Source organism: Halalkalibaculum sp. DA384, from assembly GCF_043951955.1.
GTDB lineage: Bacteria > Bacteroidota > Rhodothermia > Balneolales > Balneolaceae > JAMQKA01.
The window spans coordinates 167272-192690 of the sequence record NZ_JBINJE010000001.1; the positions used below are offsets into that span (position 1 = coordinate 167272).

Sequence of the window (25419 nt, forward strand, 5' to 3'; positions counted from 1 at the left end):
ATTAATGGATTCAAATTAGTCATACGTTTAGATCAGAGACGCGGCATCGTCAATCCCCCGTCTATCATAATCACTTCGCCTGTGGAATATGGAAAATCACCGTCGACCAGTGACAGCACCGCTTTCCCGACATCTTCCGGATAGCCCCAGCGCTGCTGCACCGTCAATCCTTCGGCGATCAGCTTGTTGTATTTTTCCTCCACTGCGGAGGTCATATCGGTTTTGATCACGCCCGGCCGCACTTCGTAGACCGTAATATCATATTCTGCCAGCCGGGCTGCCCAAATCTTGTTATGCATCGCCAGTCCCGCCTTCGAGATACAGTATTCTCCCCTCTTGGGAGAAACCACGGTGGCTGATATCGAGCCGACCGTAACGATGGTGCCGGAATAAGAATCATCCGCCTCTTTCTGTTCCACCATCCATCGCGCAATGCTCTGAGTCAAAAAATAGGGACCTTTCAGGTTGATACCCATCACCCGGTCATAGCTCTCCTCGGTTGCCTTCAGGGGGTCTTGCCGTACCTTGGGAGCGACCCCGGCGTTGTTAACCAATATGTTAAACCGGCCGTAATACGCTTTCAGTTTCTCAACGACAGCCTGCCGGTCTTCGGAGGAGCCAATATCGCCCTGGCAATAAATTGAATCGGAGCCCGCTTCACGCAGTTTTTCAAGGGTATCCTGCACCTGTTCTTCTCCGCGAACGCCGTTGATCGCCACATCGTACCCGTTCTCGGCCAGCAGCCTGGCAATTCCAAAACCGATCCCCCGGGATCCCCCGGTAACCAATGCAACAGATTTCATCATCAACTTTTATTTTTAATTGCACTGAAAAAGGTGTAATAGGGAGCCTCTCTCAATATTCTGGTTAGATACAGCGCCAGCTCCCGCACGTGATAATCTCCCCACATGCTCGATTCTCCACAGGGAATTTTCTCTCCCTCCGGTATATGATCCCACCCGTTGGGACGGTGATATACCGAATGCAGGAGCAGCCCGTGGTGATCTTCGTCTGTACTAAGGTAGGGTTCCCCGAGGAGCGTACGGGTGACGGCCAGGCCCGCCTGCCAGTATTTTTCGCCCTCGCTTTCATCACCCTGCGCTTCCAGGTAATGACCCAGGCGCAGCAGCCCCTGAGCACCTATGGCGGCCGCTGAACTGTCGACCGGTTCATAATCGTTATACGGGTCGGCCGGTTTGGCCGTGTAGTCGCCCAGCTTGTGAAGAAGGGGAGCACCGGTATCCCAGTACGGGATGCCATCCTGCGAGGTATGATCGATATAAAAATCGCAGGTGGCGCGGGCGGCTTTTCGCATCATCGCTTCGATCTCGTCGTAGCCTCCATACGGTTCCAGCTCGGCAGAATCGATCTCATTTAAAAACTCCAGTTGTTCGGCAAAACCGCACATCGCCCAGGCCAATCCCCGGGTCCATGTAGAAAAGGGGGAATAGCCCTGTTGAGAGTTGGGACAACGAAATTGCCCGTCATTGGTATTAAAAACCGCCTCGTGCACCGTTCGTCCCCGGATGTCATATGAATCGCGGCCTTCTCCATAGTAGATACTGTATTTCGCCGTCGAGCGGGCGTGCTCCACCAGGCGGCCGAGCAGCGATATCGGTTCGTCGTGCTCCCCGTAGAGCAGGTGTCCCAACCGGTGGCTGAGCGCCAGGGCTCGTATCGTTCGGATGGTATCCACAAAAAGGGAATGGGGACCGTTAAATGAGTATATAAACCCGCCGCCATCCGCCGTTTCCGTCCACCGCGCCGCCTGTACGGCCCCGGTGGATTTCAACGCCAGCTCGTAGAACTCCTTCTCCCAGTCTTCCGCCTCAACCCGGCCTTCGCCGGCAAGGCGGCGAAGTGCCCCATACGTGCTTACATTGTTAAACCCGTGATCATGCACCCCGATATGGGTGATGTGCGGGGCCATTTTTTGCACCGTCGCCTTGCGACCCATCTCCAGGAACTCCGCGTCGCCGGTAGCGTCGAACTGAAGGATTTCGGAACCGAACTGAAATCCCTGGGTCCACTCGGTCCATCCGCGGGTCGTATATTTGCCCTCCACAGTAAACACCGGTGATCCCTGGGAGGTGTCGTACTCCTTTCGAATTCGCTTTATCTTCCGGGCTGAAAGCTCCCAAAACTGTTCAAGTGACTGCTCCAGGTCTGTTACGCCCAATTCATCGTTAATTTTCATCGTGTATCTGCTGCTACATTGTTTAAATTAGTGAAGGAACATCGATCCATTCGCGCTTTTCGGAGGCCTCGTACCCCAGTTCCGCCAGCTGAACTCCCTTGGCAGCCTCCAGCAGGTTCCACCGGAAGGGCTCATCCTTAACTATGTGACGCAGGAACAGCTCCCACTGAATTTTGAACGCGTTGTCAAACTCCTGCTGGTTGGGCATCAGCATCCAGTCGTCAAAGAAGTTGTGATCCGAATCCACATCCGGGTTCCAGACCGGTTTGGGCGTGGCCGAGTGGGGCTGAATCCAAACCTCGCGCAACCCGGCTACGGCCGAACCTTTGGTTCCATCTACCTGGAATGTGACGAGATCATCGCGACGCACCCTCGTTGTCCAGGAGGAGTTGAACTGCGCGACCACCCCGTTTTCCAGTTCAAAGATCGCATACGCCGCATCGTCGGCGGTGGCGTCATACGGTTCTCCCTGCTCGTTGTAGCGCTTGTCAATATGGGTGGCCCCAAGACAAGAAACACGCTCCACTTCTCCAAACAGGTTGTCCAGCACGTAGCGCCAGTGACAAAACATATCCAGGATGATGCCCCCGCCGTCTTCCTTGCGGTAGTTCCAGGAGGGTCGCTGTGCGGGAACAGTATCTCCTTCAAAGACCCAGTACCCGAAATCGGCCTTGACCGAAAGAAGTTCTCCAAAAAAATCCTGCTCCCTGAGCTGCCGTAGTTTTGCCAGTCCGGGCAACCAGAGCTTATCCTGCACTACGCCGTGCTTTACTCCCTTTTCTTCCGCTATTTTATGAAGTTCAACCGCATCGGCAGTATTGAGTGCTGTCGGTTTTTCACAGTAAATGTGCTTACCGGCCGCTATCGCTTTTTTGATGTGGAGCGGGCGCAGGTCGGTGCGAAGGGCATCAAAATAGACCTGGTTGTCCTCGTCCTCCAACTCTTTGTCGAGATCCGTCGTCCACTTGTCAATACCGGTCTGTTCTGAAAGTTTTTCCAGCTTTACCGGGTTTCGGCCCACCAGGACCGGGTCGGGCATAATCACCTCATCTTCACTTATTTTGACGCCGCCCTGCTCAATAATCGGGACTATCGAGCGCAGAAGATGTTGATTGGTTCCCATACGGCCGGTTACGCCGTTCATTATAACGCCTACTCGGTGTGTCGTCAGTTCATCGCTCATGTGCCTGTTAAAATCTAAATGTTTGTTGATAGCGTATTATTTGTACTCCTCGGCAGGTTCCGTGCACTGCGGCCGGGCCCCCTCCGGAAGCGGTGGAACATCTTCACCGGCCCGCGGCAAGGTTCCCTTCAGCTCCTGCTTCCAGTGAGCGACATCGCCGGCCGGACCGTAGCAATACACAAACTTCAGCGGTTCATCGCCAATGTTGGTCAGCTGGTGGAACTCGTTTGAGGGGATATACACGGTCTGCCCGCCGATGATCTGCTGCCGTTCGGTACCGACACATATCTCACCGGTACCTTCCAGGATCATATAGATCTCCTCCTGTTCGTGGTTATGCCAGGGCACCTGTCCCCCGTTTGGTTCGAGTGTTACGAGTCCAAGGCTGAAGTTTTCTGCCTGTATGCTTGAACTTCCTCCCACAATATTTTTCGTAAGACGTCGCGCGGGAAACGTACGTCCTTCGGTCTTATTCAAATCTGCTATTTTCATATTATTTAATATTGTTTTTAAATGATCGTTTGTTATACCGATTCGTACACGGATTCTTTCAACGTAAGCCGGCTGGTCTTAAAACGTATCACGGAATTGTTCCCAATCCTGATCCAGTTCGCTGTCAGAAGCCGCCTGGCCGGAATAGATGATCACCCGGTGCCTGAACGTCGTGGATCGGCCGGCCGCCAGCTCAAAATTGAGTTCCTTCTGTCCACCGCTCAACGCTTTCTGTCCCAGTGGATTGGCCGCAAACAGGCCGTATCCCCGGGCGTGCCAGTAGGTTGGGAAGCCCACATTCTCCGGGTGATCCAGTATCGCCACCGATACCTGCTCGCCTTCAATTTGACCGGACAAGTTCATCCAGTGGGCGCGTGTGCCCCACACTTCCGTGCCTTCGATCCCGCTGCTGCTGAGGTAGGTACCGCTCACTCCTTCGTTATCGACGACCTCCCGGTCCGCCGGCCGACCGGATTCATCGATTAAAAGCACCGGTTCATCGAAGGGGTGTTCCAGCTCCCGGGCTACCCTTAGTCCCAGCATTCCTTCCTTGTTATCCCGTAGGGAAACTTTCTCGTCCAGTGCCTGCAGCGTGGTAATCCGGTCAATAATTCGTTTGTTACCCGAGCTCCGAAAAATAAAGGTGGCTTGCTCTTCCAGCAGGGGCTTCCCCCCGGGTCCCACCCAGTCGTGGGTTACCTCGAGCAGACCTTTACCGCTACCGCTTTCGATATTGTCGATACTCCGGTGAACCACCGTCCCGTACTCGTCTTCTTCCCCGGGGGGAACGGCATCGGAATTATTCCAGAAGTCCAGCCCGTTCACATCACCATAATTGAGCCACAACCCCACATGATGCGGATGATCCGCCCGTTCCCCGGGTCGCGGTTCCAGCGGATAGCCCCGCGTGACCTGATTGCTATGCTGGGTTTTTATAGGATAAAGCACCGGCTTTTTAAATTCCGGGGAATAGAGGTAGCTGGTAAACAGCTGCCCGTCAAACCGTACCTCAACTTTATGTTGTTCTTGTTTGTGAATCAGTTTTATGGACGAATCCTTCCCAAATTTCGCACCGCTGAACGCCACAAGCAGTGTTGGTGCCAGCAAGGTGCCTATATATTTAGCGATACTACAAATTCTATACACAATAATGGAATAATTTGTATCATTTGCCTTTTTACGCACTGGCCCGGAAAAGGCGATGCTGCATCTCTTTTACGTACAAACAAAAAAGAGCTCGAAAAAAAGTACCGAAGTGTATATACGGAAAAATAACCCTAATATTTAAATACGTCGCCTCCCGCCATCACTTCCTGGTTCTCCTCATCGAATGTCACCTGCCGGCCTGTACGAAGTGCGGCTGTGGTCATAATATTGGCAATGGAGTGATTGTAACCTGCTCGAACATCGGCGTTCGGCTTTTCGCGGCTTCGCACGCATTGCATCCAGTTCCTCATGTGGGCCGAGGTCATATTGTCGACACCCGTATCGGCACTGGTTTCCGCACCGGCGGCATCCGAGAGCGACTGATCTTCGAGCAGGTTGGGCTCCATGCCCATTGCCGACGCGTGGCGCTCGCGCAGTCCACCGTTGGGGGTCACTTTATTCGTACTCAGGTTCAGCTCCCCGGCGTTGGAGAAATAGATCTCTTTTACGCCTCCCGCAGAATTGGTAAACCGCGAGGAGTAGACCACCTGGAATCCTTCCGACGGATCGTCCAGCGGACCGTAATCAAATACGGCGGTCATCGTATCGAAGTTTTCGCGGCCATCTTTCCACAGGTATATGCCGCCGTTGGCTGATACGCTGCGCGGATGCGGCAGCCCGCTGAACCAGTGCACGGTATCGATCTGGTGCGACATCCACTGCCCGGGTATACCCGAAGAATAGGGCCAGAAGAGACGATATTCCAAATACTTGCGCGGGTCCCAAGGCTCATAGGGACGGTTCATCAGGTACCGCTCCCAGTCCGTATCCTCTTTTTCAATTTCCCTGGTGAGTTCCGGAAGGCGCCAGCGGCCCGGTTGATTCACATTCCAGGTCATTTCAACACTTACGATATCTCCGAATTTACCTGATTTTATAAAATTTTCGGCGGCATGATAGTTTCGCCCGCTCCTCCGCTGCGAACCAACCTGTACAATTTTGTTACTCTCATTCACCGCTTTCAACGCCGCCCGGTTGTCCTGCATCGTTTCGGCAAACGGTTTTTCCACGTACACATCGCACCCTGCCTCTACCGCCTGCTTGCAGTGCAGTGCGTGCTGGAAATCGGCCGTACTGATAATGACCGCATCCAGGTCGTACTCGTCATATAATTCCTCGTTGTTACGGGCTTTCGCAATTTTTTGGCCGGACTGTTTGCGTATAAATGCGGCTCCTTCATTTCGGCGCTTGTTCCATATATCCGAAACCGCGGTCAATTCAAAATTCAGTTCATCGGCATGATCCAGAAAAGATGGGATCAGCGATCCCCTGGCTCGATTCGAGAAGCCGACAACACCCACGCGTACCCGGTCATTGGCACCGATAATATTTTCATAACTTTTGGCACTAATTCCTGTAGAGAGGCCCGCAGACAAGATAGCCGATGTTGTTAAAAACTCTTTGCGCGTAATGCGGTTCTTGTTTTCTGTATTACTCATATTCTTCTGTAAAAATCAAATATTAGCATGTGATAGGTCATATTTAAACAGTTATAAAATGGTAAAATGACATAAAGTGGCAAGCATGTACATGCCTGCCACTCATGTCAAGGTTCCGGTCCTATCTATCTCTAGTAACCGGGGTTTTGGGGAAATGCACTTTCACCGCCATCTGTCAAGTCAATTTGAGACTGCGGTATCGGTCTCAGGTTGTGAAACTCTTCCAGTCCACCTGTCGGGGGAACGGTATCCGGGTTGTACTGGGTGGCTCTTTCCACCAGCTTTCCGGTTCGTTTCAGGTCAAACCAGCGGAATCCCTCACCCAGGAGCTCGCGTCCCCGTTCATCCAGGATGAAGTCGATGCCGTCGCTGGCCAGCAGCTGGGCTGTCTCAGCAGCCATGGTTGCTTCTTCTCCCGGCCAGGCGGCTCGTTCTCGTACCGCATTCAGGTGTGCGATGGCATCCGGCGAACCTGCCCCGTCCATATAGTAGTAGGCTTCAGCGGCGATCAGGTGAGATTCAGCCAGCCGGAAGGCCATCCAGTCGCGCGATCCACCCGTTTCATTCACGCTGGCCCGGTTGGGATCGGTGTGCTTCCAGAGCGGCGGGAAGTTAATGAAGTTGTACTCTTCCGGCGTAATCACCTGCATGTTGTAGGTCTGCTGCTCGGAAAGCGGCATGTTATATCCCGGGAACCAGATCGCCGTATCTCCCTCGGCAAAGGTCACTTCCACTCCGTCAACGTTGGAGTAGGTGCCCGGATCGATCACGCGGAATGCATCCTTGAAGGTTTTCTTGTACCGGGAGTCCACATCGCGGTCGTCCACGTGGAACATCTCCTGGGTGGTAAACTCCGTAGGACGGAAGCGACGGAACGGACGCCCGAACTCAACGGTACGAAACAGCCCCGGTTCCTGGTCATACGGAAAGTTAAAATAGAGATGCGAGGAGTTGCCGCCCCGGAACAGGTCGTGGTCCGGCGTACCGTTTACAAGAGAGTTCTCGGAGTACTGAACGGCCCAGATCACCTCGGCATTCTGCTCATTTCCGACCGCAAAAATATCTCCGTAGTCATCCAGGAGCTGGAAGTTGTAGTCGTCGATGACCGTTTCGGCCAGGTCAGCCGCCATCTGGTAATCGTTGGATCCCGCTGCGTCGGTTGTAGCGCGGGTTAAAAAGACCCTCGAGAGCAGGTGCTCGGCAGCAGGCTTGGTAGCCCGGCCGTACTGTTCAGGCTCAACCGGCAGGTTGTTTGCCGCAAACTCCAGGTCACTGATGATCTGGTCATAGACATCACTAATCGGCGCACGTGAAGCCTCCAGTTCAACTCCCTCGGTTTCCTCGGTTGTGAGGTGAACGGGTCCAAAAAACTGTACAAGGATAAAGTAGAAGTGTCCCCGCAGGAACCGCACTTCGGCTGTTCTGCGTGTCACTTCTTCTCCACTCAATCCTTCAACGCCGCCCTCGGAGCGGGCAATCACCGTATTGGTGATGTTGATACCGCGGTACATATTTCTCCAGATTGACTCGATCGGGTAGGAGAATGAGTCAAACTCGTTGCTGTACCGGTTCATGGCTTTAAAGTCACCGTCAGCCCCCTCGCGGTAGGTGTCGGTGCCAAAAACGGTGGCCGTAAGTCCCTCCTCGGTCCCGTAAAAGGTCCGCAGGTAGGAATAAGCCGAATTCACCGCCTCGTTGAAGCCTTCGGGGGTACTATACCGCTCGTTACTTACCTGGGTTTTAACATCCTCCTCCAAAAAATCCGAGCAGGAAGCCACCAGCCCCGCTATCATTACAATTGCAAATATTCTTAGATACTTATTCATAATGTTATCCGGTTGGTTGTGTTAAAATGTTATGTTGATTCCGAAGTTCATTTGCCACTGGGCCGGGGTACCGGTTCCGGGATTTTCAGGATCGATACCGCGGTGGTTTTGCACATAAGGTGAGATGATAAGTGGCTGCTGTGCATTGGCATATACCCGGAGTCGCTGTATCCCGAGCGTCTGCTGAACAATATGGCTCGGAAGGTTATAGCCTAACACCACATTCCGGACTTTGACAAAATCGCCATCATAATAGTGACGAGCACTATTATAAATCGGGAATTCCCGGTTGATCGTCGGTTGCGGATGCCGGTTCACCGGGTTTTCCGGCGTCCAGTAATCCACATCGAACTCGTTGTACCGACCCACCAGGGCATCATCGTGGATACCGCTGTCAATGGTGTGGCCGAAGTTGCCGTACAGGAAGACCGACAGGTCTACGCCCTTGTAGCTGAACCGGGTATTCAGTCCACCCGTCAGCTTCGGCATCTCCTGGCCGATAATAACACGGTCGGCGGCATTGATCTGGTCGTCGTTGTTAACATCTCTGACCCTGATTTCCCCCGGGATCTGATCATAATTCTGGGCTTCAGCCTCTTCATCAAGCTGCCATACGCCCACCTGATCATAGTCATAAAACACATCAATCGGCTCGCCGATGAACCACTCGTTTCCGACATCATCCTGCGTTCCGCCGTAGAGTTCAACGATCTCCTCTTTGTTGGAGGCGAGATTCAGGTCAACGCCCCACTGGAAGGCATCACGGCCGGTAGCCTGGATAATATCAGCAGAAATCGACCCCTCAATACCGGTGTTGCGGGTGGATCCGACATTCTCCAAAATACTGGAATATCCACTGGTAATGGGCAGCTGCCGCTCGAGCAGCAGGTCGGACGTCTCCTGTCGATATACGTCGATGCCACCGCTGATTCTCGAGTCAAGTATCGCAAACTCGATTCCAAGGTTGGTGGATGTCGTTGTCTCCCATTTCAGCTCCGGGTTGGCAATCTGGGAAGGTTCAAATCCAAATGCCGCATCGCCCCCGTAATTGTACTGGGTGCGTGCGAGCAATCCCTGCGTCTGATAGGGATCGATACCGGTTTGCCCGGTTTTACCCCAGCTGACACGAAGCCTCAGGTCGTTGAACAGCGCATCTCCGGGAAAGAAATCTTCGTTGGCGATATTCCAGGAAACCGCAACTGAAGGAAAGAACCCGTACTTGTTCTCTTCGCCAAAGCGCGACGACCCATCGCGGCGACCGGTGGCCGTAATAAAATACCGTTCGTCGTAATTGTAGTTTAACCGGAGCATTGTCGAGAGCAGGGTCCATTTAACGTAACCGGTTTCCGCTCCCAGGATTTCCTCGGCAGCGCCAAAGTTGTAAAGTTCCATGGTTTCCACCGGGATACCACGTACCGAGGTAGAGGCCGTCTCCTGGTTAAACTCCTGCATACTGAACAAGCCCGTTACATCGAACGTGTGATTTTCACCAACGGTCTGCTGGTAATTCACAATGTTCTCCCACGTATACTCAAAACGATAGTCTTCCCCTTTCTGAGCAGCGGCCGGTCCCAGGAACTGGGCTCGCGAACGGGAGGCCTGGTAATCGTTATCGCGCTCATAGCTGATGTCAGGCGCGAAATTGACCCGGAAATTCAGGTTGTCAGTAAAGTCAATATCGGCAAAGATATTGCTCAACAAGCGCTGCCGGATCTCTTCATCCACATAGGTTTCAGGCTGCACTTCAATCAAGGGATTGGAGCGCTGACCGTCATTGATTGGCTGGAATCGAAGATTTCCCTCTTCGTCATACGGGACACCGAGCGGGCTGTTGGCGATCGCTTCACCGTAAAAATTGCGGTCTCCCCCATTCTGAACGCTGTAGCTGGCCAGCGTAGAAGTACCGATCGTAATATTGTCGGTCACGTCAAAATCGAGATTCAGGCGGGTAGTGTACCGGCTGTAATCTTCCGGGGCAAGAATCCCATCCTGGACGAGTCCGCCAAACGAGACGTTATACCGGGTCGTCTCATTTCCACCGGAAATCCCCAGCTGGTGGTTATGGCGCGCACCGGTCTGCAGGATCATCTCCTGGTAGTCTTGCCAGACCCCGTTTTCCAGGTTTTCCAGCTCCCCGGGTTCCAGAAATTGCGAATCATTCTGGTATTGCCCGGCCTGGCGATGAGCTTCACGGTTTAACTCCGCGTACTCTTCACCGTTCATTACGTCGATCTTTCTCAGTGCCTTCGTAAAGCCGATAGAACCACTGTACTCAACGGAGATCTCTCCATCATAACCGCGATTGGTTGTTACAAGGATAACCCCGTTCGAGCCTCTTGAACCGTAAATGGCGGTGGCCGATGCATCCTTCAATATCTCAATCGACTCAATATCCTGCGGGTTCAGGTCCCGGATACCGCCGGAAATGGGTACCCCGTCCACTACGTAAAGTGGCTCATTACTGGCGTTGATGGAGCGGTTCCCCCGAATCCGAATTGAAGCGCCATCTCCCGGCTTTGTTCCTCCGGAAGAAACCACGACCCCGGCCGACTGTCCCGTCAGGCCCTGATCGATAGAATTAACCGGCACTTCGTTCAGGTCATCACCTGACACCGAAGAGACCGCCCCGGTCACAGCACTTTCCTGCTGGGTACCATACCCGACCACGACCACGTCTTCGCCAAGCAGTGTTCCCTGGCTCAATTCTATATCCAGCGTTAGTGATTCGCCGGAAGATATGTTAACGGTGGTCTCAAATCGCTCATATCCTACAAAAGAGGCGACAAGCGTGTAAGAACCGGGCTCAATACCAGTAATTTGATAGTTACCCTCGGCATCGGTTGCCGTACCGGTTTGTGTTTCAGACAAAAAAACATTTACACCGGGCAAGGTTTCGCCGGTGCCTGCGTCTGTGACTGTTCCACTGATCTGCTGTGCATACATTGGTATTGCCGAGCAGAAGAAAAGCCCTGCCAGCAATCCGAAAATTAGTAGCGATGTTTTGTTCGTTTTTCCCATAGTATCACCTTCGTTATTATTTCTAGTTATCCCGACTTACCTACCATAGGGTTACCGGTTAAGTAATTATAAATAAAAAAATTTAACCGGTTAAGTAAAGTGCGAAAAATAATAGCTACATCTCTGCAGCGTCTTTCCTTCCCTTTTCCCTGAGCAGGCGAATGCGAAGTCCTTTTTATTCTTGGCATTCGCTTGTGTGTCGGTCTCGTTAATTAAATAAATTAATAAGAATTCGCAAACAATTTTTCCGATAAAGGTAAAAACCTGGTAAATGAGCCCCTTTCCCAGATAGTACAGCGGGTAGCGAGCATATCACCGGTCTCAAGGAATGTCTGCCAGCATTATGTAAGGCTTCCTTCCTCAAAAACCTAATAGTCCCTTCCCGTGGCAGAGTTTTTCCTTTTGTGTGAACAAAAACGAACGCCTCAACCGGGGAAACAAACTTTTCTCTTTTGGGCTTCTCCATCTTTTTCCCTTGTTCATTTATTGATCACCCAAAAATAAGTACCCTGCCAGGTGAACGTCTATTTATTAAGGGGAAAAGTCTGTCCGGCGTAGCTCACCGGTATACCGTGGGCCTCCTCCGGCCACCCTTCTTTGGTAATAGTGGTATAATACCAGATCGCCTGGTCAGCGTCCTCTCTCCAATTCCATTGTCCGACCTGCACTTCATGCGGATACATTTTAATTTTTTGAGCGATCTCCGGAATCTGTTTTAGGGCCACCCTCGTTTCATTCATCAGTGATTCGGTTCGGAACTCTTCGCCGCGGGCATAAATCCGGAACCCAAAATAGGCGGCCGCCACCTGGCGGTGAAGTTGAGCGGTCAGCAGCGTTCGTTCAAAGTATTGATACAGTTTCTCATATTCCGTTTCCGGAACCAGCGACTCCACCTTCTCGATGTGACGAAGCGATTCTTCCGCCAACCGAATGCCGTACTCCTTCTCCGTTATGATATGGTCGAGATAGGTCTCGTTCATATTTTCACTTTCATCCAGCCACCCGTTTTCCAGGACCCAGGATATCTCTTCGAGCTGTGTGCCTCCCTTTTTAGCCCAGGCCGGAGCCAGCGTGTTTACCAGATCCTTCCAGTAGTGAAACTCCTTGTTCACCCCGTGCTCCACTTTTGCGATGGGTGGATCCAGCCATTTTCCGGAGACGTGCCGCGCCCAGTGTGAGCTGTACGGATCGTAGTTGAGGCGGGAGTGATTTGCCGTGTTGGTGCCCAGCGTGTACAGCACCGACGTGATGATATCAAAGGCGTTCTCAAACGCCGCCCGGATATGGGGATACGCCTCCTCCCCATAACGCATGAATATAAACTCCTCGTAAATATCATCGGCAGTAAGACTTTGATCCTCAAAATACCGTTTAAGCGCCCACAGATTGATCTCCGTGGGTCGACCGACAATCCGCGTGTCGCCGTAGCGGTCGGTTCGGGCTACATAGCCGATAATGTGATCTCTTTCCAACAAATCGCTCCAGCGGTACAGTATGTGTCCTGGCCAGGTGTTGGCGATGATTCCCTGCCCGTTGAACTCCCCCGTGGGGTCAAACTCCATAATTGTGGGGCGGTCAATTGTTCCGGCAAAAAAATCATTGGGATGGGTCAGGAAAAAATCGTGGGGCGTCTCTTTCATCATTAACCGTATGCCCGGGTGGTCAAAAAGCTCGATCGCACCCACGATGTTTTCGTACTCTTCGTGCGTGTAGGAAAACGTGCGGGCATACAGGTTCATCCCGCGCTCCTCGATAACTACGTCGGCCACGGCGTTAACGACGGCCGCCAGCTTCTGGTGGTTGGTTGTCATCTTCTCGGAATATTGATCCTCCACCCGGGCGCCCGTCTCAATAAACGTCAAAATCAAGCCCTGGATGTCCGGGGCCAGGTCAAGCAGCTGGCGGTAATCGTTCTTGAACCAATCCCAAAATTCGGGATTGTCGAGGTTAAGCGTACTGTCCGGGCCGGTCTTGAATCGATCGGGATAGTAATCCATATTGTGCAGCGCCCGGTCCCAGAAAACCACCTCCTGTATTCCCTGTTTATGAGCGGCGTCCGTAAACCTACGGGCTATTCGGCGGCGCCTGTCATCACGGACATGCCGCAACGAGTGAATGACGTGGTGCGAAATCTGCAGGTGGTTGATATCATATCGATCCGCATTCTCGATAACGTAGAGCCCCTCCTCTTCATTGTCCGACAAGATCATCCATCCCTTGACCGGCTGTTCAGGTGAAAGCGGAGCCGGTACCACCGCTTTTTCCTGCGAGCATCCCGTGCTGCACAGCAGTATGGATATATACAGAACTGCTACAAATCCTTTATTTATATTCATGCCTGTCTTTTCGTTGGAGCCACAATTCACATTTTGGAACCAATGTTTTATTTGCTGAACCAGCGCGCAATCAGTTGTCAGCGGGATATGAGATGATATAGTCCCATTTTCCATCTTCAATGTTCACAGTCTGGATACGGCCGTCGTACCAGTGGATTTCGATCTGTTCCGCCTCCGCTTCGGCTCCCATCACCTGGGTCACGCTGTTTTGCGACCAGTAGCCGGAACCCGCCTGTATTTCTCGCAGCGGTCCCCTGGTTTCCCGTCCCGCGTAGACCAGCCGAATGCCGGAACCGATACCATCCCGGTTTTCCGGGGGGCCTTCCAGGCTGACTCGATACCCCCTGTTTTCGGTCTGGTTCACGTAGAGCCTGGTGTCATAACTGTTTTGGGATACGGCCAGGTCCACCCGGCCGTCGCGGTTGAAATCACTGAATGCCGCGCCGCGCTGCTCCCCATAAATCCTGATGCCGGAGCGACTTCCCGGGACCGGTAGCAGGCCACCCTCTCCGTCACCTTTGAGCCACAGTCCCCTTCCCGCATCCTGCCGCGGTACCTGCCGGGGAAACGCGAAAAAGTTTTGGCTCAAAAAGAGATCTTCGTTTCCGTCGTTGTCCATGTCGGCCACTCCTGCGTGAAAAGCCACGCTGAACTGGGCTTCCATCGGGAGCGGGTGGGCTTCAAACCCGTTCTCTGAACTGAGAAAAAGGGTATGCTGCAGGGTATTAATTTCTTTGTAGGGGATATTTTGAAGCCGGGACCCGAAAAGTTCTCTCAACGTCGTGTTGGCAAACTGCTCATGGCTTCGGATGCGATTGGCGATGGCCGGAACCGACCCGTAGTTAAAGAGCCGTTTTCTGGGTACGTACTCCCCTTCCGCTGAAGCATAACTCTCAATTATTTCCACCCACTGGTCGCCGTTAAAATCACTGAAATAGAGCCGGAGCGGCTTGCCCATCTCCAGCTGGTACGAACTGTTGAGTCCCCGGTTCGTGGCAACCAGGTCGGGCTTGCCGTCGTTGTTAAAATCTCCCGTGGCAATGCCGTGCCACCAGCCCTTGTATTCGTCGAGCCCATACCGTTCCGTGGCATCAGTGAAGACACCGTTTTGGTTTTCCAGGAGCAGCAGGGAATCCCATCCCCGGCTCAGCACCAGGTCCTGGTCTCCATCGCGGTCGATGTCGGTAAAGACAGCCCCCGTTACCAGTCCCGCCTCCTGCAGGGTTCGGGAATTCTGTCTATCCAGAACCATTGTACCCTGCTCGTTCCGGTACAACCGGGAAGGGGCATCCATCGGGTAGTGTCCGGGGACGAAGCGTCCCCCCACAAAGAGGTCCACCTGCCCATCGTTGTCGTAGTCGGCCGCAGCCAGCGGGCCGGTGGTAGAGATATTGTCAGGCAGGGAATCCCGGCGGACATCCGTCAACCCGTTGACCTGGTACTGGTACGCCGACGGCACCCGGAGCTTGCCCTGCTCGTAGTTTGCGCTCCCGGTAAAAAGCCGTACGCCGTGCTCCCCTTCCCACCCCACAACAGCGGTCTGGTCGCCGGGCGCTGTGCTGCTCAACTCATTAACCGTCAACTGACGAAACGCGGCGTCACCGGTATTATCATATACAGCGGTTTCCCCTCCCTGACCCGAACTTATCAGCAGCTCATCGTCCCGGTCCCCGTCGATATCGATCCACGAAATACCGGGCCCCAGCTTGCTCATGCCGATCGGCAGCAGCGGCTGCAGCTGAAAATCCTGGAAATCATTTTCGTGGTGGCGGTGACCAATCCGGCTGGAAACATCCTCAAATAATGGTGGAGCAGCTTCAGGGTCGGTTCTTCCTGGTTTAACGCGCTCACTCGCGGATTCCTCAATCTCATATATCCGGTCGGGATGTATATCGTCAATACGACTTACTGTGCCATCCGGCCAGGTAATCGTCAGGCGGTGATCGGTATTTTCAGGGTCGGCCGCAAACACCACCAACGGATCTGATCCTGAAAGGTAGTCTCCTCCCGAGGAGATCTCTTTCTGCTGAACGACCGGTCCCCCCTCCAGCTTTACTTTTGCTCCTATAGCCTGGGTATTGGGGGCTTCCCCGATTAATCGGACCGCAATACGCGGTCGTGTCGTATTATTTTGATATACGCCCGCCTCCTCGTTCATGCGGTTCATGACGAGGTCGAGCGCCCCGTCATTATCGAGATCAGCCACGGCCATGCCGTGGGAAATATCCGCTCCCACAAATCCGAGATCCGTGCTCTGGTCCCGAAACGTAAGGTCGCCGTTATTCATCAGAATCCTGTTCTGCAGCTCCAGGTCCGGGGCCCCCTGCATGAATTCGGTAAAATGCTCATCCATATTCCGACCTTTCCGCATCATCCCGATCTGTGCATCCATATCCAGGATATGATAGAGGTACCCGTTATTAACGATCAGATCCTCATAGCCGTCCAGATCGATATCCAAAAAAGTGGCATCCCACGACCAGCCGGTGGCCTCCACTCCACTCAGGTACGAGATTTCCGCATAGGTTTCATCCTCCCGTTTCAGGTACAGCGAGTTTCGATTGTTGGTGGGGCGTGCTTCCGTGTTTCTGTAGTCATCGGGATTGGGATCGTCGGAGCCCACCTGGCGCAGCCGCTCGCTGTGTTCAGAGCTGAGCATCTCGGCCGTGAAAATATCGAGCTCCCCGTCGCGGTTGATATCGGCCATATCGACGCCCATGCAGGCGAAGCTCAAATTGCGGATGGCGTTGCGGGATATCGCCTGGAATACACCCTCTCCCTGGTTTATCCATACCCGGTCTTTGGTAAAAAAGTCGTTGCAGACATACAGGTCTGGCAGCCCGTCCCCGTTCAGGTCCTGGAACTTGGCCGTTAGTCCCCAGTCGGGCTGCAGCCCGTAGGGAGCTCCCTCCTCATCCAGGAACACCGGGCGCGTATCGGCAACATCCTCAAAGGTTCCTCCCTGGTTTAGATAGAGGTCATCTTCCTGCCCGGTTTCCGCCAGGCCCGCCAGGCGGTTCTCTTCATCCATAAAGATCTCGTAATGCTCATCAAAGGGGGGGACCAGGGTATAGGGACCGGTTTGCTGCTGCTCATTATACGGTTCATTCAGGATGGTATTCCAATCAAGCTCTTCGGTTGTGTAGATATCCTTGACCGATTTCTCCTTGTATTTTGCCACGTAGAGATCCAGGTCCCCGTCGCCGTCAATATCGGCCAGGGTCATGGTGGTGCTGCCCTGCCCCGGGCCCAACCCGCTGTTTTCTTCGAGCGTGAAATTGCCATCCCCGTCATTGATGTAGAGCGCAATATCCTTATAGATAGAGGTCACCAGCAGGTCCAGGTGCGAGTCGCCGTTGACATCTGCAAAAACGGCACCCGTGGAGTAGTGGTCTTCGTGGGCAACACCGGCGGCTTCAGTCACATCCTCAAACTGCATGTTTCCCCGGTTTTTGTACAGCTTGTTCGGGTTTTTCAGTCCCGCAAAGTAGAGATCGACCCGCCCGTCGCCGTCCACATCTCCCGCGGCGACTCCGGATCCATTCAGGTAGTGGCGGTTGTCCGAAAGCTCCTGTTCAGTTATATCGTTTGAAAAAGTGATATTCGTTTCAGAGGAAGCGAGTTCAGTAAACCCGACCTCTCCACTCTCAAAAAAACCGGTGGCAGGCTCCGCCCAACGGTAGCCGTCCTCCTGCTGCCACTGTAGTTCTTCGGAACGATTGCAGCCGGCAACCAGTAAACCGGCAACTAGCACTCCGATTATATATCGCAGAGAACGCAGTCTTTTGTTTCTCAATAGATCAAGCATATTCTTTCAATATTTGATATGGCAATCTTCAAATCCGGGGGGCTTTTCTGGTAGTCACTACAAAAGCTTAACCTGATATATCAGATGTTACAAATTAAAATATTCTCGATAAATTCTGAGAGGCTCGTTCAAAAAGAAAGAATGGTCGCTGTCTTCGGTATACTATTCATCCCCGGTCGCTCATCACCATTCTTCCACGGCAGCTTATCCAATAATTTTATCGGCCGGCAGTGTAATGACTTCCGGCTTGATCTCTTCTTCTGCACCGATCTCCGAAACCAGCCGTTTAAACGCGCTTTCACCGAGTCCAAACGAAGGTTGATCAATACAGATAAACGGGTGCGCCAAATATTGATTATACTCGCTTCCGCCAAAGGTAAGAATAGGAAATTCTCCGGAATCGATGCCGTGATCCTGCATATACCGAAGGGCTCCGATACCGACCGGGTAGGTGACACAAAAAAGGGCCTCCGGCTTGCCGTACTGCTCCAGCAGCCGACCCATCGCGGCGTAGCCATCCTTCTCGCCATATGCCCCTTCTACAACCGCATTCTCATCGAATTCCAAACCGGCCTCCTCCATGGCATCCCGGTATCCCAGGTACCGCTCCTGGCCAATTTTCGCAATATTGCGATCCTGCCCGTTATCCACTTCAAGAATTCCCGAAAGATGTGCAATTTTTTTATATCCCCGTTCGATCAGGTGCAAAACACCTCTGCGTGCCCCGCCCCGATCTTCCACTTTTATATAGCTAAAGTTGTCACTAATAAATCCGCGATCATAAAATACCAGGTGCACCCCCATATCATGTACCATTTCGAACGTTTTCATATCTTTTGTTCGCTCAGATATGGAAACCAAGAGCCCTTCCACCCGCATATTAAGCATCGACTCTATATGTTTTTTCTCCAGCTCGGGATCCTCCATGGAGATTCCCAGGATCACCTCGTACTTTGTCCGCAGGGCCGCCTGGTAAATCCCCTGGATGACCGAGGAAAAAAAGGTATGGGCAATTTTGGGGACGATAACGCCAATGGTATTGGTCTTTTGAGAAGTCAGCGAACGTGCCACAAGATTCGGGCGATACCCCATCTTGTCTGCCATCTCTTTTACTTTTTTCCTGGTTTCTTCAGATATATCCGGATGATCGCGCAGCGCTTTAGAGACACTCACCTTGGTGAGATCCAGTTTTTTTGCGATGTCTTTTAACCGTACATTTTTCATTGGTTATTATCTTAAGATTAATAACGCCAAATAAAAGAAAGTCCGCCTGCTTTTACCTTTTTGATGCAGATCCAAGCTCTCCCTGTTGAGCTCTTCAACGCTCTTTAAAAAAGGTATTTTTTTAATATTAATACAGTTCCAGTTTTTATCTTTGTAAAATCGCTGCCTTCAAAACATACATTGACGTGATTCCAGGTCCGGAATTCACCGCCGTGTCATTTTCCCTATGTAAATATGAGCTCTTTGCAAAACCCTCGACTCGTCATTGTGAGGAACTGCAGTTCCGCCTGCGAGATCGTTGGGCCCCTGCAAAGCAGAAGGTTCTGAAAAGTTCCCTGTAAAAAGTCGAGGCATTGCAATGAGCCTGTGCAATGCCTCGAACGGATGTATCCAGCATGTGTAAGTGATTCGCTCAGGCTCCGCGGGTTGGATGCGGCGTGAGCGACGTCAAATCATCTATGCGAACCGGTTTGCCGGATTCAATACTCTTGCGAGCTGCAATACCCACCAGTATTGACATGGCACCATCCCGGCTGCCGGCAGAGTGACCCAGGGGGTCATCCATATCGGTGTTGCGGAAAATCTGGTTCTGCAGGCGAATATCTCCACCGCCGTGCCCGCCACTCTCCTGGAACACCTTGATCTGCTCATGCTTGCTGCTGAAGTTATCCATCACCATGATCTCTTCATAGTCGGTTGCCTCGTCCATCTCGTCCTGGGACATCTCCTGGCTGTGCAGCTCGGCCTGGCTCACTTTTTCCTGTTCTCTCCACGGGATGCCGTGCCATGCATCAATCCGGCCGTCAAATCCGTTGAAAGCGATCTTCATACCTTCATACGGTGAATACGTGGTAAGCGAGTAGTTCACCTGAACGTTATTTGCATACTCAACCTGGACAGACATCTTGTCGTATATATCGATTTCGTGCCTCCAGAGACAGTTGTCCCGGATATAGCCGTCGTGGTGCTCATTATCCACATACAGGTCCATGTAGGTGTCGTTCTGGGTAATATCCCAGTAAAATCGGCACTTGTCTTTATGGGGACAGGTTCGACACTTGTTCCCACGGAACGGATGATTGCTTCCATAGTGCTCCAGCGCCCCCTCGGCGTACACCTCAACGGGATCGGAGTCGAGCCACCAGTTCAGCAGGTCGAAATGGTGCGTGGCCTTGTGGACCAGCAGTGTTCCGCCACTGGATTCTTCTCCGTGCCAGCGACGGAAATAGGAGGCCCCGTGATAGACATTCAGGTACCAGTGAAAATCGACGGATGTGATTTTGCCGACCCGCCGGTTCACCAGCATCTCCTTTAGCTTGGTGTGATGCGGACTGTACCGGTAGTTGAAGCCCACGATGACCTCGGCTTCAGAATTGGCCTCGGCATCCAGCACGCGCTGGCATTTAATTTCGTCCGTGGTCATCGGTTTTTCTGTAAGCACGTCTATATCCCGCTCAAGGGCCCCGATGATAAACTGGTGGTGCGTGGCATCCACCGTTGTGACGATCAGCATATCCGGGTTTACCGTATCCATCATCTCATCAAAATCGGTAAAGGTAGGGCAGTCGGCCCCGATAAAACCTTTACCATACTCCAGGCGACCCGGGTTGATATCACACAGGCCGACAAATTCGATGATATCGCCGTACCGTTCCCGAATGGTCCGCCCCCAGAACGTGATACCCCGGATTCCCGTACCTACCAGGGCGATCCGTTTTTTCTGGGTTTGCGGATTTTGGGGACTTTTCGAAAACGCCCCCGCCGGGGTGGCAAGCATGGACCCGGCAACAGCTCCGGTTGTACTTTTTAAGAAATCCTTACGTGTAAACTTTTTTTGTGACATATGAATATCCCGTCATTTGATTATTAACTATGTGTTGTTTAAACCTTCCGTTAAGGCTGTATACTCTGCACGCCGAAACATTCGGCTGAGGATACAACCCTCTGATCCCAAAACCTTTTATAAATCTACCAATACAAGCCGGAGTGTTTCAGGAATACAAAAGAGGAGTGCATGATACCGCAGCCCTTCATCATCCCAATAAATACCGGTTTTGTGCCTTCCATCCGATAGCCATGACCCCCGGTCATCGATCCGTTACCGGTTCCCAACAACCCGCCCGACCACCTTGCAGCAGTCGAACCCTATCGCTAATTAACCGGTTACTTTGATTATAAAGTATTAGTTAATTTTTAAAAAGACAATTTTATCCATCCCGTGTTTGCTAATGGGCCCTTGGGACAATTCCCGGCGCAGTCCTGTGCATAACACCGGAGTTGGCTGCTTTCCGGCAAACGGGTCAAACTCCTCCCATCGCCAAACCGCGAAAAACAAGGTACCCGCCCAGGGCCACCGCCAGCCAGGGCAATACGCGGTTGATACGCCGGCGCAGCCTCAGGCTGATCAAATTTGGAGCCATCGCCATCAACATCATCGCGGGGAAGGTACCGAGGCCGAACAGCGCCATATAGCTCATTCCGCCGATAACCGACTCCGTGGTAAGCGAGGACGCCAACCCGACATACACAAACCCGCAGGGCAGCAACCCGTTGAGAATTCCTGTCACCAGCATCGTACTGTTTCCACGCCGGCTCATCTGCTGTTTAAGCTTTTGCCGAAGCCAGTCGAAAAACCGCTGAACAGGCTTGATGCGCTGTATTCCGGCGGAAGAGATCACGGGAAGAAAAGCGCCTGCGATAATCAGCATGCCAAGAAAAACGGAGAGCGGTCGCTGCAGACCGGCAAGAGAAACGGCCTGCCCCGCTCCCCCGACTACGCCCCCGAGCAGGCTGTAGGTAAGAATCCGCCCGAGGTTGTAGATCCCTTTCCGGGTCAGTTCGGCGGCCATCCCTGCCCCGGAACCGGGCAGTGCCATTGCAATGGGCCCACACATCCCCACACAGTGGAAACTCCCAAACAGGCCGATCGTGAAGGCGGTCCACAGTTCCATGCAGGGCTTTGTTTTATGTTACGGGTTGAAAGTTAGTCTCGCTTCGGTTTTGTTCTCCGCAGAGGTTATTGAAAAACATGCGGTCGGTATCTTTTGATCCGTTAAATACTAAAGAAAAATGGATTCTTCCTCGAAATATTCTTTCTCCCCCGACTGCCACGTAACCTGAACCAACCACTTCCCTTTTGCAAGGCTTCGGGTCGAAATCAGCTGTTTACCATCCGCGTCAAGCGACAAGCTAACTGAGTGATCGAGGCTGGAATTGCTGGGCCGGTAAAGTCGGATTGTACCTTTGGGTTTCAGCGATAGCTGTGCCGCGGGAAATTGAATGTGTATCTCCCGCGATTCCGTCTGGCTGATCCTGACAGAATTTTCAAGAGACCGCGCGTGTTCGATACGATCAATCTGCTGCTGGTATTTGGCCGCCTGCTCGTAATGGTTTTCACTGACCATGTAGTAGTCCAGACTCACCAGGTAAAACACCACGCCGAGGGTCGTAATCACAAACAGGGCGATGACGACCGCAAGGCCTTTTCCCCAGTTCCAGAAGACTTTTTGTTGATTGTTACCAGGTTGCTGGCTCATATTCCAATTTTCAATTACAGATTTCCTTTGAACAGGTGCGAGCGTCCCGCTCGTACCATATTGTGAAGCATCGATTATAGATTTCCGATATCACTTATAAGGCTCACTGCGTATTAAGTCACCGTCTGTTAATTTAGTTATCGGTTATTAGGAATTAGTTATTAGTCGTCAATACTCGCCAACTAATAACCAGTAACAGATAACTAAATCGCGCCTTTGCTTCATTTACTCCGGGCGGTTCACGAATACCAAGGCCACGCTATTTAAAATCATTTCTAATTCTTAATTCTTCATTTTTCATTCCTGATTCCCTTCCGAACCTGGTCCGATAAATCCTGAAGTAACCGTTTCCACCTTTTCACCGTTTGCATAGACATCGAACACCAGTTCTGTCGATGCCGCATTCAGCTGGTTCCCGTCAAGCGTGACCAACAGCCGACCCTGCGCAGAACCCTGGGCCGGAATAGCGCTGATATCTCCCAGCTCCGAGAGCTCTCCCTCCGGCTGACGCAGGCGCACCTCGTAGTCGATCTCCTCAAAGGTTTTGTTGATCGCCCTGATTTCATAAATGTTGCTGTACCGGTTGTTTGGCAGCTCCTGGTAGAGCGTACCCGGCTGGCGCAGAATGCTGGTTTCAGTATCCGGACGCATACTAAGCAGAGTAACAAAAATACCCAGCAACACCACCAGTATGCCGCTGTATCCCGCCACGCGGGGCGTAAGAATCCTGCTCTTGCCCTCTTTTATCGCTTCTTCAGAAGAATATCGAATAAGCCCGCGCGGCTTGTCGATCTTGTCCATTACCTCGTCGCAGGCATCGATGCAGGCGGTGCAGTGCACGCACTCCAGCTGGGTGCCGTTGCGGATGTCAATTCCCATCGGACACACGCGCACGCATTGCTTGCAGTCTATACAATCTCCGTAGCTGGTGGGGCTGAGCCCGAGATCCCCGAGCGTCGCTTTCCGGCCAATGTCGTCGCGCTCCGACACTTTGCCCCGGGGTTCGCCGCGCACGTAATCGTACATTACGTTGATGGAATTGTTGTCCAGCAATACCGACTGCATACGCCCATATGGGCAAATAAAGTGACAGACCTGCTCCCGTAGAAATGCAAACACCCCGTAAAACACGCCGCTGAAGATGATCATCGCTGAAAGCCCGGCGATATGCTCTGAAGGCGGATCAGTGACAATGACATACAGTTCATCCACCCCGATGATGTAGGCCAGAAAAAGATTTGATATGATAAAGGCCAAACCAAAGAAAATCCCGTGCTTAAGCGTCTTTTTCCAGATTTTAGTCCAGTTCCAGGGCGCCCTGTCCAGCCGGATTTGCGCACCACGGTCGCCCTCAATCCAGTACTCTATTCGCCGGAACACCATCTCCATAAAGATGGTCTGCGGGCAGGCCCATCCACACCACAACCTTCCAAAAACCGCGGTAAACAGCACAATGAATATCACAATGGAAAGCGCCCCGAACACCAGCAGGTGTAGGTCCTGCGGCCAGAACGCCACCCCAAAAAACACAAATTTGCGCTCCAGGATATTCAGCAACAGCAGCGGCTGCCCGTTAACCGTGATAAACGGGGCCGAAAAGAAGAACAGCAGCAATATTACGGCAACGACATTCCGAGCCTTGTAATACCGACCGCTCGGTTTTTTGGGAAAAATCCAGTTTCGCCTGCCCTCTTCATCGACGGTAGACAGGTGATCCCGGAAGGATTCCCGGCTGTTGCGTATGTCATCTGATCGTGCCATCTGCTTCTTTTGAAGTACTGTAAATTGTGATCTCGCTACTTATTCTAATGTGGCAGCAAAGACTCTATTAATCCGGATTATTCACTAGGCCTGTTTGCACTATTTTAACTTCAACTCATCACATGATCAAATTTCGTAGCCGTTTCGAATAATATCCAAATGTTAGCTACAGATCATTTTCATTATGTGAAATAACCTCAGTTCGATATAAGAAACTGCTAAGCAAACAAGGCGCTTTCAAATCCCTCCTTCAGGAGGGTGCCGAAATTCCGTGTGTTTTCGGAATTTCGGCGGGAGGTGTCAGGTATCATGCATGAAACTTCCGACACCCCTCAGATAGATTTGAGGAATAACTCAAATCTATCATCTCCCCTTAAGGGGAGATTTAGTCGAGCCCTGATTACGAACCTGAGCTCAGCGGACCTTCCTGGCACGGCTGGGTGCGGCTCATATCCGCCTCTTTCGCGTCCGGGGGGTCGGTCCCCTGCAATGAGGCGATGTAGCTGACCAGGTGCTGCACCTGCTCGTTGCTCAGCTTCGTGCCGCTGCCGTATGGCAACATTCCCATATCGGGGTATCCGTTAATAATACTCGCGGCGATATCCCTGGGCGTACAGCCGTGCATCCAGTACTCGTCCGTCAGGTTGGGCCCCACCATGCCCTGCCCCTGGTTGCCGTGGCAGGTAAAACAGAGCTGACCGGGATTATCAAACAGTGCCTTTCCCGCGGCGATATCCTCCTGATCGGTACTGATGGTCCAGGAAAACTCCTCAACCGGATCGCCCTCCTCTTCAGGAGTTCCGAATCGGGCTTCAGCCGCCGCTACCTCCTGCTGGTATTCCTCGTGCTGGGTGGGGCCCCACCCGAGCACCTGGTAGTAGAGCAGGTAGCCCACCCCAAACGCAATGGTGAAATAAAACAACCAGAGCCACCAAACCGGCTTATGATTGTCGAGCTCACGAATTCCGTCATACTCGTGATCCAGCAACTTATCCTTTTCGTCGTCAAATACTTTCATGATCCTTTTTGATATTGGGTTTCAATTTCTTCGTCGGTTTCCAGAGGCAGACGGGCGGCATCCTCCCAGTGGCTGTTTCCCTTCCTCAGCAGACAGATTACCAGCCAGGTAAAAAAACCGAAAAAAATCACCAGCGAAATACTGGGAAAGATACCGATACCCTCTATAGATCTGAGAACTTCTTTATACATGATGTTGTATTGCTTTTGGCCAGCTGTGACACTGAGCATCCCAGCCAGATATTCAATTTATGTTCACAAGTTGATTTCGTACCAATGTCACGTCAAATCCTGGATTTTGGTCTCTTCCTGACCGAACGCGAACAGCTCCGATCCTCCCCCTGTTCTCCATCTCCAGGGTGGAACTCTTTGACCG

Annotated in this window: 17 protein-coding genes; all 17 read right to left on the bottom strand. The window is 52.3% G+C overall.

Annotated elements, in window-relative coordinates; translation table 11 throughout:
• Window positions 1–32 precede the first annotated feature (32 nt).
• Window positions 33–803, bottom strand: coding sequence for a 3-ketoacyl-ACP reductase (locus tag ACG2E4_RS00700; RefSeq protein WP_395275509.1), 771 nt, complete (start codon window positions 801–803; stop codon window positions 33–35).
• Window positions 804–805: 2 nt separating this feature from the next.
• Window positions 806–2197 carry a glycosyl hydrolase gene (locus ACG2E4_RS00705; RefSeq protein WP_395275407.1) on the bottom strand — a complete coding sequence of 464 codons (1392 nt, stop codon included), beginning with the start codon at window positions 2195–2197 and terminating at the stop codon, window positions 806–808.
• A gap of 22 nt (window positions 2198–2219) precedes the next feature.
• The gene (locus tag ACG2E4_RS00710) at window positions 2220–3380 is read right to left on the bottom strand and encodes a Gfo/Idh/MocA family protein (RefSeq protein WP_395275408.1); all 1161 of its coding nucleotides are present in this window, start codon (window positions 3378–3380) and stop codon (window positions 2220–2222) included.
• A gap of 36 nt (window positions 3381–3416) precedes the next feature.
• Window positions 3417–3872: a dimethylsulfonioproprionate lyase family protein gene (locus ACG2E4_RS00715; RefSeq protein WP_395257716.1), complete on the bottom strand. Its 456-nt coding sequence runs from the start codon at window positions 3870–3872 to the stop codon at window positions 3417–3419.
• 78 nt (window positions 3873–3950) lie between these two features.
• Complete coding sequence (locus ACG2E4_RS00720; protein WP_395275409.1) at window positions 3951–4979, bottom strand: PmoA family protein; 1029 nt, start codon at window positions 4977–4979, stop codon at window positions 3951–3953.
• 170 nt (window positions 4980–5149) lie between these two features.
• The gene (locus ACG2E4_RS00725) at window positions 5150–6517 is read right to left on the bottom strand and encodes a Gfo/Idh/MocA family protein (RefSeq protein ID WP_395275410.1); all 1368 of its coding nucleotides are present in this window, start codon (window positions 6515–6517) and stop codon (window positions 5150–5152) included.
• Between the two features lie 131 nt (window positions 6518–6648).
• Complete coding sequence (locus ACG2E4_RS00730; protein WP_395275411.1) at window positions 6649–8343, bottom strand: RagB/SusD family nutrient uptake outer membrane protein; 1695 nt, start codon at window positions 8341–8343, stop codon at window positions 6649–6651.
• 21 nt (window positions 8344–8364) lie between these two features.
• The gene (locus ACG2E4_RS00735; protein ID WP_395257708.1) at window positions 8365–11361 is read right to left on the bottom strand and encodes a SusC/RagA family TonB-linked outer membrane protein; all 2997 of its coding nucleotides are present in this window, start codon (window positions 11359–11361) and stop codon (window positions 8365–8367) included.
• Between the two features lie 524 nt (window positions 11362–11885).
• Window positions 11886–13697 (bottom strand): hypothetical protein, encoded by a 1812-nt coding sequence (locus ACG2E4_RS00740; RefSeq protein WP_395275412.1) that lies wholly within the window; start codon window positions 13695–13697, stop codon window positions 11886–11888.
• Window positions 13698–13767: 70 nt separating this feature from the next.
• Entirely contained in the window at window positions 13768–17505 is a 3738-nt protein-coding gene (locus ACG2E4_RS00745; RefSeq protein WP_395275413.1) for an FG-GAP-like repeat-containing protein, read from the bottom strand.
• A 204-nt stretch (window positions 17506–17709) separates the two neighbouring features.
• Window positions 17710–18729 carry a LacI family DNA-binding transcriptional regulator gene (locus tag ACG2E4_RS00750; RefSeq protein ID WP_395260717.1) on the bottom strand — a complete coding sequence of 340 codons (1020 nt, stop codon included), beginning with the start codon at window positions 18727–18729 and terminating at the stop codon, window positions 17710–17712.
• A 412-nt stretch (window positions 18730–19141) separates the two neighbouring features.
• The gene (locus ACG2E4_RS00755) at window positions 19142–20572 is read right to left on the bottom strand and encodes a Gfo/Idh/MocA family oxidoreductase (protein ID WP_395275414.1); all 1431 of its coding nucleotides are present in this window, start codon (window positions 20570–20572) and stop codon (window positions 19142–19144) included.
• A 457-nt stretch (window positions 20573–21029) separates the two neighbouring features.
• Window positions 21030–21680 carry a sulfite exporter TauE/SafE family protein gene (locus ACG2E4_RS00760; RefSeq protein ID WP_395275415.1) on the bottom strand — a complete coding sequence of 217 codons (651 nt, stop codon included), beginning with the start codon at window positions 21678–21680 and terminating at the stop codon, window positions 21030–21032.
• Window positions 21681–21788: 108 nt separating this feature from the next.
• The gene (locus tag ACG2E4_RS00765) at window positions 21789–22265 is read right to left on the bottom strand and encodes a FixH family protein (RefSeq protein WP_395260712.1); all 477 of its coding nucleotides are present in this window, start codon (window positions 22263–22265) and stop codon (window positions 21789–21791) included.
• A 297-nt stretch (window positions 22266–22562) separates the two neighbouring features.
• On the bottom strand, window positions 22563–24026 hold the full coding sequence (ccoG, locus tag ACG2E4_RS00770) for a cytochrome c oxidase accessory protein CcoG (RefSeq protein WP_395260710.1): 1464 nt from the start codon (window positions 24024–24026) through the stop codon (window positions 22563–22565).
• A 400-nt stretch (window positions 24027–24426) separates the two neighbouring features.
• The gene (locus ACG2E4_RS00775) at window positions 24427–25044 is read right to left on the bottom strand and encodes a cbb3-type cytochrome c oxidase N-terminal domain-containing protein (RefSeq protein ID WP_395275416.1); all 618 of its coding nucleotides are present in this window, start codon (window positions 25042–25044) and stop codon (window positions 24427–24429) included.
• Window positions 25041–25235, bottom strand: coding sequence for a cbb3-type cytochrome c oxidase subunit 3 (locus tag ACG2E4_RS00780; protein ID WP_395260706.1), 195 nt, complete (start codon window positions 25233–25235; stop codon window positions 25041–25043). The genes ACG2E4_RS00775 and ACG2E4_RS00780 overlap by 4 nt, the downstream gene beginning before the upstream one ends.
• Window positions 25236–25419: the final 184 nt, after the last annotated feature.

What these genes read in the sequence shown, in the direction of transcription:
- ACG2E4_RS00760 (WP_395275415.1), bottom strand. Translation starts at nt 21,680, where the DNA reads ATGGAACTGTGGACCGCCTTCACGATCGGCCTGTTTGGGAGTTTCCAC.
- ACG2E4_RS00755 (WP_395275414.1), bottom strand. Translation starts at nt 20,572, where the DNA reads ATGTCACAAAAAAAGTTTACACGTAAGGATTTCTTAAAAAGTACAACC.
- ACG2E4_RS00780 (WP_395260706.1), bottom strand. Translation starts at nt 25,235, where the DNA reads ATGTATAAAGAAGTTCTCAGATCTATAGAGGGTATCGGTATCTTTCCC.
- ACG2E4_RS00745 (WP_395275413.1), bottom strand. Translation starts at nt 17,505, where the DNA reads ATGCTTGATCTATTGAGAAACAAAAGACTGCGTTCTCTGCGATATATA.
- ACG2E4_RS00700 (WP_395275509.1), bottom strand. Translation starts at nt 803, where the DNA reads ATGAAATCTGTTGCATTGGTTACCGGGGGATCCCGGGGGATCGGTTTT.
- ACG2E4_RS00750 (WP_395260717.1), bottom strand. Translation starts at nt 18,729, where the DNA reads ATGAAAAATGTACGGTTAAAAGACATCGCAAAAAAACTGGATCTCACC.
- ACG2E4_RS00725 (WP_395275410.1), bottom strand. Translation starts at nt 6,517, where the DNA reads ATGAGTAATACAGAAAACAAGAACCGCATTACGCGCAAAGAGTTTTTA.
- ACG2E4_RS00705 (WP_395275407.1), bottom strand. Translation starts at nt 2,197, where the DNA reads ATGAAAATTAACGATGAATTGGGCGTAACAGACCTGGAGCAGTCACTT.
- ACG2E4_RS00715 (WP_395257716.1), bottom strand. Translation starts at nt 3,872, where the DNA reads ATGAAAATAGCAGATTTGAATAAGACCGAAGGACGTACGTTTCCCGCG.
- ACG2E4_RS00765 (WP_395260712.1), bottom strand. Translation starts at nt 22,265, where the DNA reads ATGAGCCAGCAACCTGGTAACAATCAACAAAAAGTCTTCTGGAACTGG.
- ACG2E4_RS00775 (WP_395275416.1), bottom strand. Translation starts at nt 25,044, where the DNA reads ATGAAAGTATTTGACGACGAAAAGGATAAGTTGCTGGATCACGAGTAT.
- ACG2E4_RS00710 (WP_395275408.1), bottom strand. Translation starts at nt 3,380, where the DNA reads ATGAGCGATGAACTGACGACACACCGAGTAGGCGTTATAATGAACGGC.
- ACG2E4_RS00730 (WP_395275411.1), bottom strand. Translation starts at nt 8,343, where the DNA reads ATGAATAAGTATCTAAGAATATTTGCAATTGTAATGATAGCGGGGCTG.
- ACG2E4_RS00740 (WP_395275412.1), bottom strand. Translation starts at nt 13,697, where the DNA reads ATGAATATAAATAAAGGATTTGTAGCAGTTCTGTATATATCCATACTG.
- ACG2E4_RS00735 (WP_395257708.1), bottom strand. Translation starts at nt 11,361, where the DNA reads ATGGGAAAAACGAACAAAACATCGCTACTAATTTTCGGATTGCTGGCA.
- ccoG (WP_395260710.1), bottom strand. Translation starts at nt 24,026, where the DNA reads ATGGCACGATCAGATGACATACGCAACAGCCGGGAATCCTTCCGGGAT.